Origin of the sequence: Microcystis sp. LEGE 00066, assembly GCF_015207925.1 — a bacterium.
GTDB classification, from domain to species: domain Bacteria; phylum Cyanobacteriota; class Cyanobacteriia; order Cyanobacteriales; family Microcystaceae; genus Microcystis; species Microcystis ichthyoblabe_A.
The window spans coordinates 1-18,579 of record NZ_JADEVX010000084.1 but is presented as its reverse complement, the minus strand read 5'-3'; the positions used below and the strand labels follow the sequence as shown (position 1 = coordinate 18,579).

Genomic DNA, 18,579 nt, shown 5'->3' with positions numbered 1-18,579 from the left:
TATCAGCCAGACTTGGAAACTATCTCATCAAATTAGTCCCCCCATAGAACCTCCTTGAGCCATCTTGCACACTTTTCTCTTTTTGTCAAATTTTATGTTAAGAAAGATGTGACTAATGGATAGCTTAATAAGGGGGGCATCTGATAATTTTTAATGCCTACCTACTTAGGTTAGTTTGTTGAAATCAAACATTAAAAAGAACGTAAAGCGATTAATTGTGCCTCAGCTTTATGAAGGGATTCTAACCATTCTTTTTCGGGATCGCTATCGGCAACTATTCCCGCTCCCACCTGTCCCCAAACGGTGTTTAAATTCCCTTGATTAGTCATTAATAGGGTACGGATGAGAATATTCAAATCTAAATGACCTCTGCTGTCAATATAGCCACAGGAACCATAGAATAAATTGCGTCGCACTGGTTCCAATTCTTCGATAATTTCTAGACAGCGAACTTTCGGACAACCGGTAATTGTTCCCCCGGGGAAAAGAGCTTTAATTAAATCAATAGCATGATACTTTTTATCTAATTTTCCTTGAACATTACTGACCAAGTGCATAACGTGACTATAACGCTCGATCGTCAGTAATTCATCAACATAAACCGATCCCCATTCACAAACTCTACCTAGATCATTACGTTCTAGATCCACTAGCATAATATGCTCGGCCCGCTCTTTTTTATTAGTTAATAGTTCCTCGGCTAATTGTCGATCGAGTGCCTCGGTTTTACCCCGGGGACGGGTTCCAGCGATCGGTCTAGTGCTGGCTATTCCCCTTTCTAATTTGACCAATCTTTCGGGAGAACAACTAATCATTTCTCCCCAAGGAGTGCGCCAATAACTGGCAAAAGGAGAAGGGTTAATCTGTTGTAAACTGCGATAAATTTGCCATCCTTTTGCCTTAGTTGTGCTTTGAAATCTTAGGGATAAATTTGCTTGAAAAATATCACCTTTTCTGATATAATCTAGGGCTTTTTTAACAGCTTTTTCGTAGTCGAGTTGAGAAGTATAAAAGATTAAGGGAGAGGGACGAGGATCGATAAACTCAAAATCGGGGTTAGTGGTTAAAGATTGTTCGTATTTATCTAAATCTTCGGGTTTAGTGGCAGCTAACCAGAGAATTTGTGCTTGGTGATCGAGAATGGCAAAACTATCCGGTTCATACCAATAAGCGACGGGAAAAGGGAGAGTATCAGCTTTCCTGTCGGGTAATTTTTCTATTTCCCAAGCTAAATCGTAGCCTAACCACCCCAACCAACCACCATGGAAAGGAAGATGATCGGGAAGATGATCACATCGAGTTTGGGGGAGTAAACTGCTTAAAAAGGGCAAAATTTCCCCCAGTGCGGGGGTCCAAAGCTGACGCGGGGAACCAGCACAAAGAGAGTAACGGGAAAGGGAATTACCCGGATAGGGACTTTCTAGTAAGGTAGCGATCGCATCTTGGGAGAATAAGCAGGCAAAAACCTCGGAACCGCTGCGCTGATGCAGAGGAAGCGATCGCCAATGCCATGCTAAAGGTTTTTGCATCTAAAATCGCGGGCCAAAATAGCTGGGAAATTGGGTATAACTAGGGTTTTGGTGTTAGTTGTGGGGGAGTTGATCTTTCCTATCTGCTAACACCTATTATCTTAGTCCTAAATGTTTGCTGCCTCGCAATTATCCCCGATAATCGAGGTCAATTTCTTTAGAACCACCGCGCTGTAATTGGCCTAACAATTCCCCTAACTGACTCCAAACCAAACCACCGATAAAGATAGTCATCGGGAGAGAGATAGCGTAGGCAACCCAACCATTGAGAATAAATATATCTAATCCCGAGGCCAGGAAAAGACAGATTCCTACACAAATACCAATAAAAGGAATTTGTAAGGAACTGGATTTTAAAAGATTTTGATCGTCTGAACCCTTATTTTTATACCAATTGTTAACCACTTGCTTGAGACTAGCTTCAAAAGCGGCCCCGCAGGTAATACCGATAAATAAACCGGCAAAAACTAGAAAATAGGGCGGTTGGGGCAGAAAATAATAATCCATAGAAAAAGTGATTAACCGATGATGACCTTAAACACTTTAACGCGAACTGGTTTCTCGCGGAAGGACAGCGGCCACACCTTGGGAGGATAATTCCCGAAAAGCGCTCATGGCCACATCCAAGAGTCGCCGCGGTTGCAATTCTCCTTGAATTAAACTCCAGAGACGTTGCACTTCGGCAGTATGGAGACGGTCATCTTCCGTTAAAGCTAATAGCAATTGACGACGCAGATAACGACCTTCTTCCGAGAGAAGAAAAGTGATGCCTAATTGCGCTGTGGGCAGTAAATCGAAGTTACTTTCCGATCGAGCCATTGTAATCATGTTTTCTAGGCGTTGCCACTGGAATTTACCGTTTTTGAACAGTACATCCAGTAAACGCCGGCGCAGTTGAGGCGATTCCCCGGTCAGGAGACGTTTAGCGACGTAGGGATAGGCTACTTGGACGATTTTGAAGTTAGGATCGAGGGTAAGGGCCACCCCTTCTTGGGTGACGAGGGAACGAATAATCAGGGCGAATTTGGCGGGAATCCGGAAGGGATATTGGTACATCAATTCGGAGAACTCATCGGTAATAGTGCGGAAATTGAAGTCACCGACCCTTTGACCGATGGCATTGCCTAAAACCCGTTCTAGAGCCGGAATAATTGGTTTTATATCGGTTTCTGGGGTTAAAAATCCCAGTTTGACAAAGTTGGCGGCCAGGTTTTCGTAGTCTTTGTTAATTAAATCAACGACGCAACTAGCGAGGGTTTCTTTAGTTTCCTCCTCTAACTGGTCCATCATGCCAAAATCGATATAGGCCATGCGACCATCAAAAGTGGCGAAAAGATTACCAGGGTGGGGATCAGCGTGGAAAAAGCCGTGTTCGAGGAGTTGCTGTAATCCAGAGGTTACGCCGATTTTAACAATACTATTGGGGTCTAATCCTAAAGCTTTGATATTCTCGGTATCGGTGAGTTTATAGCCATCAATCCATTCCAGGGTGAGGACGCGGCGACCACTATAACGCCAGTAGATGCTGGGAACTTTAACTTCAGGGTTATTTTGGAAGTTGGTGGCGAATTTTTCAGCGTTGCGACCTTCGTTTTGATAGTCGATTTCCTCAAACAGTTTGGTGCCGAATTCATCGACAATCAAGGTGAGGTCGTGGCCGAGATTGAGGGGTAATAAACGACCGAATTTTTGGGCAGCCCAGCGCATTAGGTATAAATCGAGGCTTAAAAGTGCCCGCAGCCCCGGTCTTTGCACTTTAACGGCTACTTCTTCGCCGGTGGGTAGAATAGCTTTGTAAACCTGTCCTAAACTAGCGGCAGCCACAGGGGTGGGGGATATTTCTCGATAGGCTTTTTCTACAGGCATTCCCAATTCTGTCTCGATAAGGGCAAAAGCGATGTCGTTATCGAAGGGGGGAAGTTGGTCTTGCAGTTTAACTAATTCGTCTAAAAAGTCTTTGCGAACGAGGTCGGGGCGGGTAGAGAGAGCTTGACCGACTTTGATGAAGGTGGGACCCAAACGGGTGAGAATTTGCCTAAGTTCGCTGGCACGCCTGTATTTATTGGCTTCTTCTTGCTTTGTCCATTTGTCCCAGAGGAGACTGAGGAGAAATAATCCTAAAGACCAAGTAATCAGGAAAGCGCGACCGAACAATTGCCAAGGTTTGTAACGGTATTGTTGAGCGATCGCTTCTGCACTGTAAGGAGTGAACTGTGTTTCTTCTCGTTTCCGGTCAGTTTGACTGTCTTGATGCCGACTCACTAGCTAATCTCTATATATCTTACGCCACTTGATATTGTAGCTAAGTTCTTGACATCAGTATACAAAACTACACATTATTTAATAATTGTTATAGTTCCCTGAGAAATCATAAGTATTTATGGCTGGACTGCCGGGGAAATTCTCGGCTAGTGGATGTCCTCAAGTACCTGATGGATATTTTCAACAAGCTGTTCTATAAAGGTAACGGCATCATTAACGAGATTTTCATCGATATTCCAGCGACTGCCAATGCCATAACTCGGGTCTATATCAGCTTCGTGGGCGATTTTGTTCCTTCGATCAACAATTATGCTAAGTTGGCTTTTAATATCTTTGGCTGGTTTATTTAGTTTGCTGGCCACTTCTTCCCACAATTTCTTGGCTGAAATTAATCTAATGGCCTCCGCTATCTTGTCCGGTTGTTGAAAGCTTTTATATCTGAGGTTTTCTCTAATTTCAGTCTCTAGCCAATAATTACTATTAAGTTTGTTGGTGAGGAGATTTTCAATCATTGGTAGTACCTCGGAAATTGAGCGAGATTCTTGACCAAAAAAAGAACCGTAGTTTTGTTGAATTTCGTTCTCTAACCAAGAGCCAATACTAATAGCTATCAATCGTTCTTGTCGTGCGCCATCCAAGGAGACTTGAAAACGAGAAAAGGCAGATTGAGAACTGTTAGGAGTGGGAGAAGGTTCTGAACGTTGGCCTCGATAAATTTCTAGCATTCCTAGAGTAACCACTTCGTGAATATAATAATCTAAAGCGCTCACAGTCAGGACTAAAGCGGCTCTGAGGATATCCGATACATCTAGGGCCGAAGTAGTCTGAGATTTGAGGGAATTGTGGATAGCGATCAAGTCACGAACGCGGGCAATGCTAAGGCGAAATTGTTCAATTGCTAACTGCATAAATCTCGGAGGTAAGACCGATAACTTTGTCTGCTAAGTCAGAAAAAATATCTTTAAATTTTTGTTGTTTTTCTTGGGCTTTATCTAACACTGTACCTTGCCATCCTAATTGTTCAGCAGTTAGCGCAAAAACGGGCGTTTGATGCTCTTGAGATAAGGCAATAAGACTATAAAAATTAGGAATTTTTACTAAAGTACAGTAGTCTGGTACACCATTCTGATCGTAGATAAATTTCGGTAGCATCATGCCAGTTCTTTCTAAAGCTGGAATCATTTTATTGCCGATATTTTCCTCGATTGTGTTAATCCAGTTTTGAAAAGCTTTTGTTTCTTGGCCACCTATGATTCGATATTTCTGAACAATAGTTCCCAAAAAATGTAGGTCAACTTCGGGAAAGGGATAGTTGGCTGTTTTGAGAATTGGTAAAGCACTAGCTGCCTTAGCCCATTGGTGCCACTTAGGCAAGATTTTAGTTAAAGAATCGATAGCCATAACCGAGAAAAAATCCGCTGTGGTTGGCACAATAAAAAAGTTGCTGGTCATCAGTATATTTTGATTGATTGACCCCAAACTGGGACTCGTATCGATTAAAATATAGTCAGCTTCAAATCTTTCGGCAGTTTTGTCTAATAAATATGTAATCGCACCGGGGAGATTTTTTAAAGCCTGAATTGACCCACTAAGTTCTTGAGCAATACCTAGGATAACTTCATATTCAGCTAATCCCACATGACCGGGCAATAGAAATAAACGATCACGACCATCAATAGGAATACAGTCCACAGCTTCAATTAATCTCGGTTGAGACTCAAAAGCAGGTGCTAAAGCTGTTTTAATATTAGAGTAAGTATTGTAGATGGCTTGTAGTCTTTCCTCCCTATCTTCACTTTCATTAGTCAAAGCCATACCAGTTAAGTTACATTGGGGATCGGTATCGACAATAATTACTCTTTTACCCTTCTCAGCAAGCATCCAACCAAGATTAAAAGTGGTTGTAGTTTTGCTCACTCCACCTTTATGATTAAAAAAAGCTATTTTTTGCACCATGGCATTAATTATATTTGAAGATTGTTGCCCTTGGTCATTATTATAACATCAGTGTGGAGATTTTGCCATGATTTCTAGGCTAGAATAAGAGTCTCGGATTACTCGTTTTAATGCCTAGCAATTAAGGAAAAATTGCGCCATGGTTTCCACCCTAACACCCCCAATCGGATATTTAAGCAATTTCATCGGGATTAATGCCCAATTCTCGCAGCTTTTGGGCTAATTTTTCCGCCCGTTGTTGTTCTCTTTCTTTGGCTAATCTTTCCTGTTCTTTAGCTAATCTTTCCTGTTCTTTGGCTAATCTTTCCTGTCGGGCCGACTCTTGAGGGGTGGGAACCAATTCACCTGATTCGGTGAAATAGCGCAATTTATTGGCAAAAATCCCTAAATATAATCCCAGTTGCTTACTCCATAAATAACCGTTTTCATTGGGGGTAATCGGTTGATATTGTCCCTCGATTAAAGTGAATCCTTGCCATTCTAAGGTATTGGGATCAAACCAAAAATATTCAGGAGTCCGGAAAGTATGCTGATATAGTTCCTTTTTGGCTTTTCTGTCCACATTAGCGGTGGAATCGGAGAGAATTTCGATGATTAGATTGGGATATTTACCCCCTTCTCCCCAGACAACCCAACTTTTCCGGGGACGTTTCTCTGTATCTAAAACCACGAAAAAATCTGGTCCACAAAAATCTCGCTGTTTTAGTTGTCTTTCGTTATAATAAATAGTCAAATTGCCCGAGGCATAGTAATCGTTTCTATCTTGCCAGAGCCAATCAAGACAAGATAATAATAAAATAATTTGTTGTAAATGCAGATCACTTTCCACGGGTGGTTCATCACTCCATAAATCGGTGGGAGGACAGACAATATCGGTAGCAATATCTAGGGTTGTCATCGTTTATAAACCCATTGAGTCAATTTGGGGTGATTCTAGCAACAAGCCACAATCAATACAATTATATTATAAGTCCGATCGTTTTGCTTGTGTATAGGGTGTTAGGAGTCGGTTGGGGAAGTCAGAATATCATGACCTCAATCCCCTTGGTTGAAGGACTTATAAAAACCAGAAGAAAGCAACTAAAATAGCAGTGAGAGTGGCGGCAAAAATGAGAGCGTATTCAATTTTTTGATTGATAATACCAATAACCATGACTAGGGTAATTGCCAGAAGAAACACACCGATATAGACTAGATTTTGAGAACCTGAATTAACTAAATTATTATTTAAAGTCGGTGTGGGTGTGGGAGTTTGTAGAATTGTTGATGAGAGACTAATCGTGGAGGTAATGAACATAAGTAAGTAGTTATAATTAAATTGAAGATAGATTTTGCCTCTGATCCCCCCTGCCCCCCTTAATAAGGGGGGTGCCGATAGGTGGGGGGATCTGACAACTTTTAACACCTACCTACTTAAATATTTATGACTACCATAGAACTAATTCTATACAGTAAACCGGACTGTCATCTTTGCGAAGGGTTGCTAGAAAAACTAGAAAAAATCCGTCAACCGGAGTGGCAGTTAGAAATTAGGGACATTACCAGTCGAGAGGATTGGTTTAACGCTTATCAGTACGAAATCCCCGTCCTCTGTCAAAAACTGGCCACGGGGGAAAAAATCCTCCCTCGTCTTTCCCCCCGAGCAAATGCCGAACAATTGGCCCGTCTTTTAGCCAATAATTTAACCTAGGGGCTAATTACCCGGACTAGGACTAACGACTGGACTAGGAGAGGGAGAAGACTGGGCGACTGGTTGCGGTTTGACTGCGGGTTGAGTTTGATACCATTTAAAGTGTTGGTAGGCCGTGCGCGATATTTGTTGAATCAGAGTCCTAGCGTTACTATCATTGTGGGGACGTTTGACCATCACTGCTCCTAGATAGCGTTTCCCGTTGGGCATATCAATAATCCCCGCATCCGCTAACATCGAGCCAATATCACCGGTTTTATGGGCAATATCGGCGGATTTCTCGATACCTTGGGGCAGCAGGGTGCGAGTGCGCGTTTCCTGCATAATATTTAATAGACGATCGCGGGAACGTAAACTGAGTAATTCCCCTTGATTAACTTTTCCTAAGATTGTCACCAAATCTCTCGGACTTGTGGTATTGGTTCCTTCCAAGTCTGGTAAAGGGTTATTAATTACCGTACTGGTCAAACCCCAAGCTTGAAAACGCTGATTAAGAGCCTTTTTGCCGCCCATCCGCTTAATTAACATATTAGTAGCGGTATTATCGCTAATTACGTTCATTTTAGTGGCGGTTTCTAGGGCAGTATAGGTTTTATTCAATCCTAGATACTGCATATCCCCGGATCCACTGGCCAGGACATCCTTAGTGGCCACAAGGGTTTCATCGAGACGAATTTTCCCCGCGTCCACATCCTCAAAAAAGGCCACCAGAATCGGGATTTTAATCGTACTAGCGGCGGCAAAAATAGTATCTCCGCGAAAATTAGCGTAAGCACCGTTATCGAGGTCAATAAATAATGCTCCCGCCTGTAATTTCGGATATTTGACCGTTAAAGCCTGTAATTTCTGGTTAAGACTGCTGAGATTTTCGTTTAAGACTAAGGTGGTCGGTTTTGGGGTGACGAGTTTGGGAGTCAGGGAATTAGTAGCGGTGGGTTTTGGGTGTAGGGGTAATTTGCTCGGATCCACCACCGTTAAAACCGTACCAGCGATCGCACCTAAACCGACACCAAGGATAGAGAAGCGAAGAACCTGAAGGAGAAAAGAAGCGATTAGGTTAGGTTTACGTTGTTTTTTTGCCCTTTTAACGGGTACAGGCCTTTTGTTATTGTTTGAGTCCATGGCACCAGGGGACTCAGGACCGGATTGGACTTTACTAGGACGACGAGTTACTTGACGAGTCACGGTTTTCCTCAAGGGTATCCAGATTTATTATCGATCGCTAGGAGAATTTTTTTTCTTGCCCTTGAGACTATCAAGACCGAGAAAAAGTTGCCCGATACTTTCAATATGACCGATAATACCCCGCAGCAGGGCTAATTCCTCCACCGTGGGCCGGGCCCGATGATAAAATTGCCGGAATTTCTCCATCCTAGCGGCGGCGGTGTGGGGGTAAAGATAGCCAATTTTGAGCAAAAAGCTCTCTAAGTGCTGATAATAGCCTTCTAGAGCCTCAAAAGTGGCATTAGGGAGCATTTCTAACGGGGGTTCGAGCCTATTTTCCGTCGCCATTTGGTACAGTTCGTAGGAGCAAACCGCCACCGCTTGGGCCAGATTAAGGGAGGAATATTGAGGATTAGCGGGAATACCGACAAAACGCTGGGCGTGGTTCAGTTCGCTGTTACTTAAACCCCGGTCTTCTGGCCCGAAAATTAAGGCCGATTCCAGGTTAGGGGTGAGTAACCAGGGTAAGGCGGTCCGGGGTGTTTCGAGGGGAGTATTCAGGTGACGGGGTTTCGAGGTGGTGGCAATGATGCGATGACAACCCTGCAAAGCTTCCCCAAGGGTAGCTACCTGTGAACAGTTTTCTAGGACTTCAATCCCGTGTACTGCCATGCGTCGCGCTTCTTCTGCAAGGATATCACAGGCGGGATTGACGATAATTAAGCGACTTAAGCCCATATTCCGCATAATTCTGGCAGTGGAACCCACATTTAGGGCTCCAGCAGGTTCAACTAAAATAATTCTCAGGCGATCGAGTGGGGAACTCGGATTATTTTCATCTACACTCATAGATAAGGCGCAGTTTTTGACTTTTTAATTTTAATCATGGCACGTCAGCCCTCGAAGTCCGATCTTCCCAGTAAAATTTGTCCCGTTTGCGGTTTATCCTTTACTTGGCGCAAAAAGTGGCAAAACTGTTGGCATGAGGTCAAATACTGTTCAGAACGCTGTCGTCGTCGCAAGTCCTCGGCCAATCAGTAAAAAGCCGAGAATTTTAACTATCAAATAGGCACTCTTGCAAAAGGCAATTTTTAGCTGAGGACTTAGATGGGTAATTAATTTTGCTTAGGTACTCTATTAGCTTTTAATTTTACGACTAATTTAGTAAGCTGATACTTGGCTAAATTAACTTTTTCTTAAGAGAATCTGAATGCACATTGCTTGGTTAGGAAAAAAATCTCCTTTTTGCGGTAACGTTACCTATGGGCGAGAAGTGACTAATTCCCTGCTCGATCGAGATTATCAAGTCAGTTTTCTACATTTTTCTTCCGAAAAACCCACCGTAAGCGATTGGCCCGACTTTTACGACGAAATCACCCTGCCACGTCTCTATAGTTCCCAAGTCTATACTATTCCCACCCTGAAATCGAGTCGGGTTCTACAGGATAAACTCAGGGAACTGAAACCCGATCTAGTTCATGCGTCCTTACCCCTGTCTCCCCTTGATTTTCTACTACCAGAAATTTGTGAGTCTTTAGATTTGCCTCTGGTGGCGACTTTTCACCCGGCTTTTGATAGTAAAATTCGCAATCTCATCTCCAGTACCCAATTATTAACCTACCAACTACACGCCCCTTTTTTAGCTAATTACGATAAGGTAATTATTTTTTCCACCTCTCAACGGGATTTTTTAGTTAAATTGGGAGTTCCCGAAGAAAAATTAGCAATTATTCCCAATGGGGTTGATATTAATAAGTATTGTCCAGGACTATCGAATATTAAAGCTCAATATAATGCCGATTGTTTATTTATTTATCTCGGTCGGATCATGCCGGAGAAAAATGTAGAATCTTTATTGAAAGCCTGGAAAAAAACCAATTTAGGGGGTAGATGCAAACTGCTCATTGTTGGCGATGGTCCGTTAACTCCTTCCCTTAAACCTTTTTATGGAGAAGAAGATGGTATTATCTGGTTAGGTTTTATCGGCGATGAAAATAAACGAATTGAAATTTTGCGCGGGGTTGACGGCTTTATTTTACCCTCATTAGTGGAGGGTTTATCGATTTCCCTTTTGGAAGCGATGGCCTGCGGTGTTGCTTGTCTGGCTACGGATGTGGGGGCCGATGGGGAAGTGTTAAAAGGTGCGGGAATAGTTCTAGATACTAAAGGACTAATTACCCAATTAAAAACTCTCTTGCCTGTATTACGAGATCATCCCGAATTAACCACAATTTTAGGACAAAAAGCCCGTCAAAGAGTTTTAGACTCTTACACTCTTAGCAAAAATATTGATCGCTTACAGTTAGTTTATCAAGAAGTGTTAGCTCAAAAATATTCTTATCTTAGCTACTTTCACTAAGGAATTTATATGACGATTGCCCGGACAATTTGCTTGGGATTTATGGCGGTAATTTTAGCGGGAACTTCCCTGTTAATGTTGCCTGTTTCTACCACTAGCGGCACTTGGAATGATCCAATTGTTGCCCTCTTTACCTCCACTTCTGCTGTCTGTGTCACGGGTTTAGCAGTGGTAGATACGGGTACTTATTTTTCTTTTTGGGGTCAATTATTTATCGCTTTATTAATTCAAGTGGGTGGACTGGGATATATGACCACTACCACTTTTTTAATGTTATTAATTGGGCGAAAATTTGATCTGAGACAGAAGTTAGCAATTCAAGAATCCTTCGATCGACCTTTCCTACAAGGTAGTCAAAGTTTAATGAAATCAGTGATTGCTACTACTTTAGTTTTTGAGTTAACAGCAACTTTTGTTATGTTAACTGTCTTCGCCCAAAAGTATGATTTTAGATATGCAGTGTGGTTATCTTTATTTCATAGTATTAGTGCTTGGAATAATGCGGGTTTTGGCTTGTTTAAGGATAACTTAATCTCCTATCATTCTTCAATTATTATTAACTTAGCTATCACAGGATTAATTATTTTTGGAGGTATCGGTTATCAGGTAATTATCGAGTTTTACACATGGTTTATTTACCGCTTTCAATATAAACGAAAAGGCTTTGTTTTTTCCCTTAACTACAAAGTTGCTATCAGCACAACCATATTTTTATTAGTGATAGGAACATTAGCTTTTTTACTTACTGAACAGGGAAATGGTGACACTTTGGCTAATTTATCACTTAAAGATAAATTGCTGGCTGCTTGGTTCCAATCGGTAACATCGAGAACAGCAGGATTTAATACCATTGATATTGGTAAAATTTCCGTAGAAGGTTTATTAATCACCATGGCTTTGATGTTTATAGGAGCCAGTCCTAGCGGTACAGGGGGAGGTATTAAGACCACAACTTTTAGGATTTTATACAACTGTACCCGCTCGGTTTTACGGGGACATGAAGAAGTGACTCTCTATCAAAGACGCATTCCTATGCCGTTAATTTTAAAGTCAATGGCGGTGGTTTTTGGTTCGGTTATAGCGATTATTATCTCCACCCTAGCTATCTCATTTGTGGAGACAGATTTTAAAATGATTCAACTGTTTTTCGAGGTAGTTTCTGCGTTTGCTACCGTTGGTTTATCTATGGGGATAACCGCCGCTTTATCACCGATTTCTAAGTTAATTATCGTTTTTATGATGTATTTGGGAAGGGTAGGAGTTATACTTTTAATAGCGGCTATTATAGGCGATCCGAAACCAACAGCTATTAATTACCCCGAAGAAAACCTTTTAGTGGGATAATTAATATCAGTTACCAGTTATCAGTTACCAGTTACCAGTTATCAGTTATCAGTTATCAGTTATCAGTTATCAGTTATCAGTTATCAGTTATCAGTTATCAGTTATCAGTTATCAGTTATCAGTTATCAGTTTCTCCTGTCTCCTCACTCATTGATACTAGCATTTTAAATGCGTAACAGCTTCACTTAAAATTATGCAATCAATTAAATTTTTTAGTGGTATGCGTCCCCAAAATCGTCAATTTGCCGTTATCGGATTAGGCAGATTTGGGCGAGCCGTTTGTGAAACCCTACGCAAACAAGGTTATCAAGTGGTAGCGACAGATATTGATGAAGGATTAGTAGCACAAGCGTTATCTGATCGGATAGTAGATAATGCGATCGAGCTTGATTCTACCAAACCTAACGCTCTGCGAGAAGCGGGAATTTTTGAAACCGATACGGTGATTGTCGCTATTGGTAAATACGTGGAAGAAAGTATCATTACTACTCTCAATTGTAAGGAAGCAGGAGTTAATTTTGTCGCCGCTAAAGCCTCCACAGAAATCCATGGAAAATTACTCAAAAAAGTTGGCGCAGATTTAGTAGTTTTTCCCGAATACGATGCCGGTTGTGAGTTAGCGCACCGTTTAACTAGACCATCAATTTTAGAACGATTTGATCTCGATCCCGAACATAGTATTGTCGAGTTAAAAGTCCCGGAAGCTTTTCACGGTAAAACCCTAGCAGAGTTAGAAATTCGTAATCGTTATGGCTTAAATATTGTCGCTGTCGGTAATGCGGAAAAATTCAAGATTAACCCCAATCCCCAAGAAAGATTATACAAGGATTTAGCCATGGTGGTGATTGGTTCTAACCGAGATATTCAGCGTTTACCGATGTAGAATTTAGTCAAATAGATGAAGGCGATTTTTTAGCCGTTAGCCGTCAGACTTCGGCGTGAGCTTTTGTCGAACGCTTTTTTCTCCTGATATCCCTGTTCCCTGTTCCCTGTTCCCTGTTCCCTGTTCCCTGATAACTGATAACTGATAACTGATAACTGATAACTGATAACTGATAACTGATAACTGATAACTGATAACTGATTAATTTCCTCGCCAAAAGACAATCGAATTATTGAGAGGTTGGATGGTGGTGCCGGGATAATAGAAAGCGAGAATTTGTTCAGGAGACCAACCCAAACGAGCTAAATTATAGGAACCAAATTGACTTAATCCTACCCCGTGGCCGAAACCGCCACCAATAAAGTTATAACCCTGGATCTGTCGATTGGTATCGTAGATGGGATCGATGTAGAATAGGGTACTGCGAGGCGGTCCAAAAGCGCTACGCACCTCATTTTTATGCAGTTCTAAAATCCCCTTATCGGTTTGAATGGTCATAGTCAGAATCCGACCAGAAGGAGAGCGCTTAGTCACTTCCATCCATTGGATTTTCTGGAAGTCGGACAGGGGATGTTTTCGCCGTGTTAGATAGGTTTCTAGGTCTTGACTCAAATCGGCTAAAGAAGCTTGTTTTTGCCAACGAAAAACCCGTCGTCCCGTCTCATTAAAACCATCTTTAAGATTAATAAACTGGCGAAAAGTTGTCTCATTAGCGAGAGATTGTTTCGACAGATCCCAGACTCGATTAGGGGAGTCCACCACTGCCCGGAGATAAGGTCTTTCTTCCCCATCCCACACATCACTAAAGAGGGCAGTTACCCCGCCGGTGGTGGAGGAATAAAGGGCATCCACTAACTCATTTTGGTAAGTTAAAACCAGTCCTTGGGTAGCTGCGATCGCTTGATCAGCCCGGGGATTAGTTCCCGTCAATCCATAATAAACTTGACAATGGGTATCGGCACAGAGTTCGTAATTATCGGCTTGAAAACGGCGGAGATTGCGGAGGGCGTAGGTGCGGGCGATAATAGTTTGCGCTTGGGTGGCACTTTCTGGGGCATCATGACCGATTTCGTGGGGTACAACCCCGCGCAGGTAGGTTTCGAGGGGAACGTTATTAACTAGGGTAAAAGTGCCGTAGGCGTTGGGCTGTAGGCGCATGGTTCCCCCGTACAAACGTACTTGATCGGGGCTATGGGTGACTTGAATCAGGTTTTTTTGGCTCTCGATTTCCAATTCTTTGGGAAAATAGCGCACCCCGTTGATTTGGAAAGAAACTTGCGGCTTTTCTTTGAGTAAAACACTATTAATATAGGGTTGATTGTAGCCTTTGGCTTGCAAACTGGTCAGCAACCAATGTCGCACTAGGGGATTTTCATAAACTTCTCGCTTTGCCCAAACCTGCCAGCGTCCGGGTTGGGTGATTTCCACTTTAATGCCCATTTTTGCCCAGTTTTTGGCACTATTTTCGGCGGTTTCAAAGGTGGCGTGGTCGCTTAAAATGACTTTTTCTTGGAGGATGGGAGAAGCGAGGGGCCGGGGAATAACTTCTAATTGTAGGCGATTGGTTTGCAGGGTTTGGGATTGGCCATCTTCTCCTACCACGCGCAGGGTGAGATTATCACCACTGGTACTGCTCAGGGTTAATTTTTCCTTGGCTTCATCGCCAAAACGTTGGACAATGCCCACTCTCAGAAGGACATCCTTGGCTATAGCGGCAGGAATTAGGGTTAAACTGAGCAAGATCGCCGCAGTTATGGAACCGATGCTAATTATTGGTTTTTTTTCCTTGATTTTTAGCATAAAGTCAAGTATCTGTTAATAAGTTTTCATAAAAGTTGACGATATTCAGAAATTATAGCAGCAAGCCGTTAGGTGTTAGGAAATGGGGAGGTGGGGAAGTGGGGAAGTGGGGAATTTCAGCTAAAACCCTAAAACCCTAACACCCTAACACCCTAACACCCCAACACCCAACCACCAAAAAAGCATTTAACTTCCTCCATCGCTGATAATGCGTAAACGTACCGTTTTTTGCCCACCCTCATCCAGTTCTACTTCGATCACTTCACTGGTTAAACTTTCTAAACAGGTTAACATCGATCGCAGATGGGGATTACTTGCTCCTGTATCCACATAGAGGCGATCGGACAAACTACCTAAACGTTTCCAAGTAGTATAAAGTTTAGCTACGGCTTGCTCTAATTGTGTGGCTTGTTTAACCAGATCCGCCGCCGTATTTAGACAATCGACGCGCAAAGCTTCTTCTAGAGCCATTTCGATATCTAAATTACCCCGTCGGAGAGTTTGTACTTGGGCCGCCGCGTCGAGATATTTAGCTAAACTGCGTGCTTCCGAGGTAATTAATTTTACCGTGTCCACATCGGGATTAGCGGCGATTTCTTGACGGAGAGTGTCGATATGAGTATCGGGTAACTTTTCTAATTCTTTCACTAAGGGGGCGAGATGACGCGCTGGTAAACTGCCATCGCTGGCTTTTTCCTTCACTTCATCGGGTAGTAAGTCTGAACTCATCGCCGTCCATTCATCGGCCAATTGTTTCACCTCCCGACGAGTAATTCTCTCCCCTTGTCGGGCCGCATCACTGACTAATTTTTGAATTTCGGGGGCGGATTTGGCCGTTTCTACGAAGGCGCGTTTACTAAAATTATTGATACTATCGGGATCCAGTTGTCCTTCTGCTAGGAGAGTATCGGCACTATTAGCCAATTGAATCAGAGCATAAGCTTGACTTTTAGTGATTTCTCGCTGTTTTAACCAGTTTAAAAAGCCCGTACCGCGACTATCACCGCCTTGCTTCTCCCGGTCGCGAATAGCTCGCAAAATTCGCCCCCGCCAGATTTCCGTTTGCAAATCAAAGCGATCGCAGACTTTCCAAAAAGAATCCAGTTGCTGCTGAAAATCATGATCTTGGATAGTTTCATCTTCGGGATCCGGCAGTTGAAAGTTAAACTCTAGAGGCGTTTCAAAGGCATCAATGATCGCGGAGGTGTCGGAGGGGAACGTCGCAGCATCAACCATAGGATAGACTCAGCAGTTAATCAGGCATTTTATCTTAACTCGCTCTGGCAACCCCCGACAAGCCGATTAATCTTCAGGTAAAACCCCACACCCTGTTCCCACGAACAACTTTTTGCCGCAAACCCTAGTTAGGGGAAGCATTGGGGGGACTCGGACTGGTGACGGGTGCGGGAGGTGTCGTCCCGGTCGTGGGACTCGGACCGGTGACAGGTGCGGGAGGTGTCATCCCTGGATTGGTATCGGTGACAGGTGCGGGAGGTGTCGTCCCGGTCGTGGGACTCGGACCGGTGACGGGTGCGGGAGAAATCGATGGATTGGGAGCGGGATGACGACCCAAGAATTGCCAAGCGATCGCAGCCAGCAAACCGAGGATACCAACAGCGATCGCTGCCACGACTAGGGGTGAAACGGTAGTGGATGGGGGGGGAAAAGTACGACTAGAAACCGAAGAAGATGCAGGGGAGGGAGTGGGTATTGCCGTCACCACTTCTTCTCCGGGGTCGGTGTCCCCGTTGTGATCAAAATCTTGGTCATTAAGATGGGGAATAATTCGTTCTTTGGCCTCAGCATAAACTAAAGGCCTGACAGTTTCAGCCGCAGGAACTACCCGACAATAAACTAGGGCGATGGTGGAGTTATCGTGACCGTTTTTCTGGTTAGCTAGTTGTGATAAACTTTCCCCCACGGCGGTTACATTTTTCTCTCCTCGCAAAAGAGGCACAATTTCACTGTCCCAGTATTGTTCTACCCGATCATAATCACTTAAACCATCGGAACAGAGGAGAAAAACACAATCTTGATCAACAATCAACCTCTGAACAGTGGGATGGAGATTAGTGGCGCTACTCATGCCCAAAGCTTGCACCAAAGCCCCGGCGTTGGGATACTGTATGGCATCACGATAGAGGAGATAGCCTAATTTCACTTCCCTAGAAGCGAGATCATCATCTACCGTCACTTGATGACAACCCTGGGGGGTAATCCAATAGATACGGGAATCCCCCACATGGGCTGCGTACATTTTCTGAGCATGGCCAAAGGCCATAACTAGAGTCGTACCCATGCGCCGGCGGTCTTGTCTTGACTCCTGATCGTTGCGTTGACTGATCAGATCATTGGTGACACGAATCGCCTGTTCGAGGACAAGACTGTAACTATCGGGATAGACTTCCATATCAGTGGTGGGACTGGGATTAATTTCCCTAGGCAGGGTTTCGATCGCCAATTGAGCAGCGATTTCGCCCCCTTCCTGACCGCCGATGCCATCACAGACAATTGCCAGGGGATTTTGACCATTAGACAGGGTTATGGCCTGATTAGCTGGGGGATAACAGGCATCCTCGTTGTGTTCCCGCATCGGACCGGTATCGGTGCAGGTGAAAATCTCATAGCTGCGCTCTTGACCTGCACCGTAGTGCTGTAGGGCATAATCGAGAATAGCGATCAGGGATTCTGGGCGATCGAGATCACCGGATTCTAGTTCTTGGGTTAGGGATGCGAGAAAATCTTGAATATTAGCGGCTGCCGTCGGGATCAGACTGGACCAGAAGGCCCCTAAATCTCGTAAATTGGGAGCGGCAGCCTCGTCTTTGCTTAATTCTAGCAATTGCAGCAGCTGATTATTCACTCTCGTCAGAAAAGGGTTAAGCAGACTAGAAACCACAGCTTTTTTCTGGAGGGGATGCCAGAGTTTGGCCATTTGCCATAACCAGTGAATTTGTCTTAAATCGGAAGCTTGCGACCAAACCTCGTCCAGAGTGGGCAATAGTTGTGGATAAATTAATTCTCCGGTTTCATCGAGGGGAATAGTGCCGTATTCTAACAGCCAGATGTCCATTTCTAAGCGTTCGTCGGGACTGGGAATATAGCCATAGACTTGGGGAATATGGAGATGAAATGGTAACAATTTTAGGTAGAGGGAGAGCCAGCTAGGAGGTTCTTCTGGCGCTTGGGGTGCTTGAGCGGGTTTAGTATCAAGAACAATTTGTGGTTGTTTGACCAAATAACGATTATCAATTAGCTCGCCAACACGATAATAGCTTCTCACCCAATCACCCATCATCCATAAATAGCGCTTAACTAAAGGAGTACCGCATTTTTCACAGAATCTATTAGTGAGAGCGTTCGGGGATAGACAGGTTAGGTTTTGACATTGGAGGGTTATCACGGAATCCATGAAAACTGCTGACTCCTAAAGCGCGGTTAGTATAGGTTAATAAAATAGCGTGTTTTTAGCCACGTTGACTGTCAGTGTATTCTAGTGTCTCCTAAATTTTAATACTTGTGGCTCGATCGAGAATAATTAATGCTGACAGTGCCATCTCTATAGGTATGTCTGGGGTGTGGGGTGTGGGGT

17 protein-coding genes are annotated in these 18,579 nt (G+C 43.5%); 5 read left to right on the top strand and 12 right to left on the bottom strand.

Annotated features, from left to right (window positions below; all coding sequences use genetic code 11):
* Positions 1–191: 191 nt before the first annotated feature.
* The 7 genes from IQ224_RS13010 to IQ224_RS12980 form a co-directional block, all read right to left on the bottom strand.
* A complete protein-coding gene (locus IQ224_RS13010; protein WP_194033040.1) occupies positions 192–1,529 on the bottom strand; it encodes an anthranilate synthase component I in 1,338 nt (445 codons plus the stop codon).
* Between the two features lie 129 nt (positions 1,530–1,658).
* Positions 1,659–2,036 (bottom strand): hypothetical protein, encoded by a 378-nt coding sequence (locus IQ224_RS13005; protein ID WP_002734118.1) that lies wholly within the window; start codon positions 2,034–2,036, stop codon positions 1,659–1,661.
* A 36-nt stretch (positions 2,037–2,072) separates the two neighbouring features.
* Entirely contained in the window at positions 2,073–3,791 is a 1,719-nt protein-coding gene (locus tag IQ224_RS13000) for an AarF/ABC1/UbiB kinase family protein (protein WP_194033039.1), read from the bottom strand.
* A gap of 146 nt (positions 3,792–3,937) precedes the next feature.
* Positions 3,938–4,699, bottom strand: a complete 762-nt coding sequence (locus IQ224_RS12995; protein WP_194033038.1) for a HEPN domain-containing protein — start codon at positions 4,697–4,699, stop codon at positions 3,938–3,940.
* Positions 4,683–5,747 (bottom strand): ParA family protein, encoded by a 1,065-nt coding sequence (locus IQ224_RS12990; protein ID WP_002746400.1) that lies wholly within the window; start codon positions 5,745–5,747, stop codon positions 4,683–4,685. The genes IQ224_RS12995 and IQ224_RS12990 overlap by 17 nt, the downstream gene beginning before the upstream one ends.
* A gap of 172 nt (positions 5,748–5,919) precedes the next feature.
* On the bottom strand, positions 5,920–6,645 hold the full coding sequence (locus IQ224_RS12985) for a Uma2 family endonuclease (RefSeq protein WP_002746402.1): 726 nt from the start codon (positions 6,643–6,645) through the stop codon (positions 5,920–5,922).
* Between the two features lie 159 nt (positions 6,646–6,804).
* Positions 6,805–7,044: a hypothetical protein gene (locus IQ224_RS12980; protein WP_002733166.1), complete on the bottom strand. Its 240-nt coding sequence runs from the start codon at positions 7,042–7,044 to the stop codon at positions 6,805–6,807.
* Positions 7,045–7,170: 126 nt separating this feature from the next.
* On the opposite strand from IQ224_RS12980, the gene IQ224_RS12975 reads away from it, so the two are divergent.
* On the top strand, positions 7,171–7,437 hold the full coding sequence (locus tag IQ224_RS12975; RefSeq protein WP_002750529.1) for a glutaredoxin family protein: 267 nt from the start codon (positions 7,171–7,173) through the stop codon (positions 7,435–7,437).
* A gap of 3 nt (positions 7,438–7,440) precedes the next feature.
* Here the strand turns inward: IQ224_RS12975 and IQ224_RS12970 are convergent, their stop codons facing one another.
* Positions 7,441–8,622: a serine hydrolase gene (locus IQ224_RS12970; RefSeq protein WP_002746409.1), complete on the bottom strand. Its 1,182-nt coding sequence runs from the start codon at positions 8,620–8,622 to the stop codon at positions 7,441–7,443.
* A gap of 27 nt (positions 8,623–8,649) precedes the next feature.
* Positions 8,650–9,450, bottom strand: a complete 801-nt coding sequence (locus IQ224_RS12965; RefSeq protein ID WP_002746411.1) for an RNA methyltransferase — start codon at positions 9,448–9,450, stop codon at positions 8,650–8,652.
* 36 nt (positions 9,451–9,486) lie between these two features.
* On the opposite strand from IQ224_RS12965, the gene IQ224_RS12960 reads away from it, so the two are divergent.
* The 4 genes from IQ224_RS12960 to IQ224_RS12945 all read left to right on the top strand — a co-directional run bounded on the left by IQ224_RS12960 (position 9,487) and on the right by IQ224_RS12945 (position 13,187).
* Positions 9,487–9,642: a DUF2256 domain-containing protein gene (locus IQ224_RS12960; RefSeq protein WP_002746413.1), complete on the top strand. Its 156-nt coding sequence runs from the start codon at positions 9,487–9,489 to the stop codon at positions 9,640–9,642.
* Between the two features lie 169 nt (positions 9,643–9,811).
* Positions 9,812–10,960, top strand: a complete 1,149-nt coding sequence (locus IQ224_RS12955) for a glycosyltransferase family 4 protein (RefSeq protein WP_194033037.1) — start codon at positions 9,812–9,814, stop codon at positions 10,958–10,960.
* A gap of 9 nt (positions 10,961–10,969) precedes the next feature.
* A complete protein-coding gene (locus IQ224_RS12950; protein ID WP_194033036.1) occupies positions 10,970–12,304 on the top strand; it encodes a TrkH family potassium uptake protein in 1,335 nt (444 codons plus the stop codon).
* A gap of 193 nt (positions 12,305–12,497) precedes the next feature.
* Positions 12,498–13,187 carry a TrkA family potassium uptake protein gene (locus IQ224_RS12945; protein ID WP_194033035.1) on the top strand — a complete coding sequence of 230 codons (690 nt, stop codon included), beginning with the start codon at positions 12,498–12,500 and terminating at the stop codon, positions 13,185–13,187.
* 201 nt (positions 13,188–13,388) lie between these two features.
* Here IQ224_RS12945 and IQ224_RS12940 read toward each other — a convergent pair whose 3' ends face one another.
* The 3 genes from IQ224_RS12940 to IQ224_RS12930 form a co-directional block, all read right to left on the bottom strand.
* Positions 13,389–14,987: a SpoIID/LytB domain-containing protein gene (locus IQ224_RS12940; RefSeq protein WP_194033034.1), complete on the bottom strand. Its 1,599-nt coding sequence runs from the start codon at positions 14,985–14,987 to the stop codon at positions 13,389–13,391.
* A 186-nt stretch (positions 14,988–15,173) separates the two neighbouring features.
* A complete protein-coding gene (locus tag IQ224_RS12935) occupies positions 15,174–16,223 on the bottom strand; it encodes a hypothetical protein (protein ID WP_002786465.1) in 1,050 nt (349 codons plus the stop codon).
* Between the two features lie 124 nt (positions 16,224–16,347).
* Positions 16,348–18,399: a PP2C family serine/threonine-protein phosphatase gene (locus tag IQ224_RS12930; RefSeq protein WP_194033033.1), complete on the bottom strand. Its 2,052-nt coding sequence runs from the start codon at positions 18,397–18,399 to the stop codon at positions 16,348–16,350.
* Positions 18,400–18,579 lie beyond the last annotated feature (180 nt).

Excerpts from the sequence above, each read along its gene's own strand:
- IQ224_RS13010 (WP_194033040.1), bottom strand. The coding sequence starts at position 1,529 with ATGCAAAAACCTTTAGCATGGCATTGGCGATCGCTTCCTCTGCATCAG.
- IQ224_RS13005 (WP_002734118.1), bottom strand. The coding sequence starts at position 2,036 with ATGGATTATTATTTTCTGCCCCAACCGCCCTATTTTCTAGTTTTTGCC.
- IQ224_RS12995 (WP_194033038.1), bottom strand. The coding sequence starts at position 4,699 with ATGCAGTTAGCAATTGAACAATTTCGCCTTAGCATTGCCCGCGTTCGT.
- IQ224_RS12990 (WP_002746400.1), bottom strand. The coding sequence starts at position 5,747 with ATGGTGCAAAAAATAGCTTTTTTTAATCATAAAGGTGGAGTGAGCAAA.
- IQ224_RS12985 (WP_002746402.1), bottom strand. The coding sequence starts at position 6,645 with ATGACAACCCTAGATATTGCTACCGATATTGTCTGTCCTCCCACCGAT.
- IQ224_RS12980 (WP_002733166.1), bottom strand. The coding sequence starts at position 7,044 with ATGTTCATTACCTCCACGATTAGTCTCTCATCAACAATTCTACAAACT.
- IQ224_RS12975 (WP_002750529.1), top strand. The coding sequence starts at position 7,171 with ATGACTACCATAGAACTAATTCTATACAGTAAACCGGACTGTCATCTT.
- IQ224_RS12965 (WP_002746411.1), bottom strand. The coding sequence starts at position 9,450 with ATGAGTGTAGATGAAAATAATCCGAGTTCCCCACTCGATCGCCTGAGA.
- IQ224_RS12960 (WP_002746413.1), top strand. The coding sequence starts at position 9,487 with ATGGCACGTCAGCCCTCGAAGTCCGATCTTCCCAGTAAAATTTGTCCC.
- IQ224_RS12955 (WP_194033037.1), top strand. The coding sequence starts at position 9,812 with ATGCACATTGCTTGGTTAGGAAAAAAATCTCCTTTTTGCGGTAACGTT.
- IQ224_RS12950 (WP_194033036.1), top strand. The coding sequence starts at position 10,970 with ATGACGATTGCCCGGACAATTTGCTTGGGATTTATGGCGGTAATTTTA.
- IQ224_RS12945 (WP_194033035.1), top strand. The coding sequence starts at position 12,498 with ATGCAATCAATTAAATTTTTTAGTGGTATGCGTCCCCAAAATCGTCAA.
- IQ224_RS12940 (WP_194033034.1), bottom strand. The coding sequence starts at position 14,987 with ATGCTAAAAATCAAGGAAAAAAAACCAATAATTAGCATCGGTTCCATA.
- IQ224_RS12935 (WP_002786465.1), bottom strand. The coding sequence starts at position 16,223 with ATGGTTGATGCTGCGACGTTCCCCTCCGACACCTCCGCGATCATTGAT.
- IQ224_RS12930 (WP_194033033.1), bottom strand. The coding sequence starts at position 18,399 with ATGGATTCCGTGATAACCCTCCAATGTCAAAACCTAACCTGTCTATCC.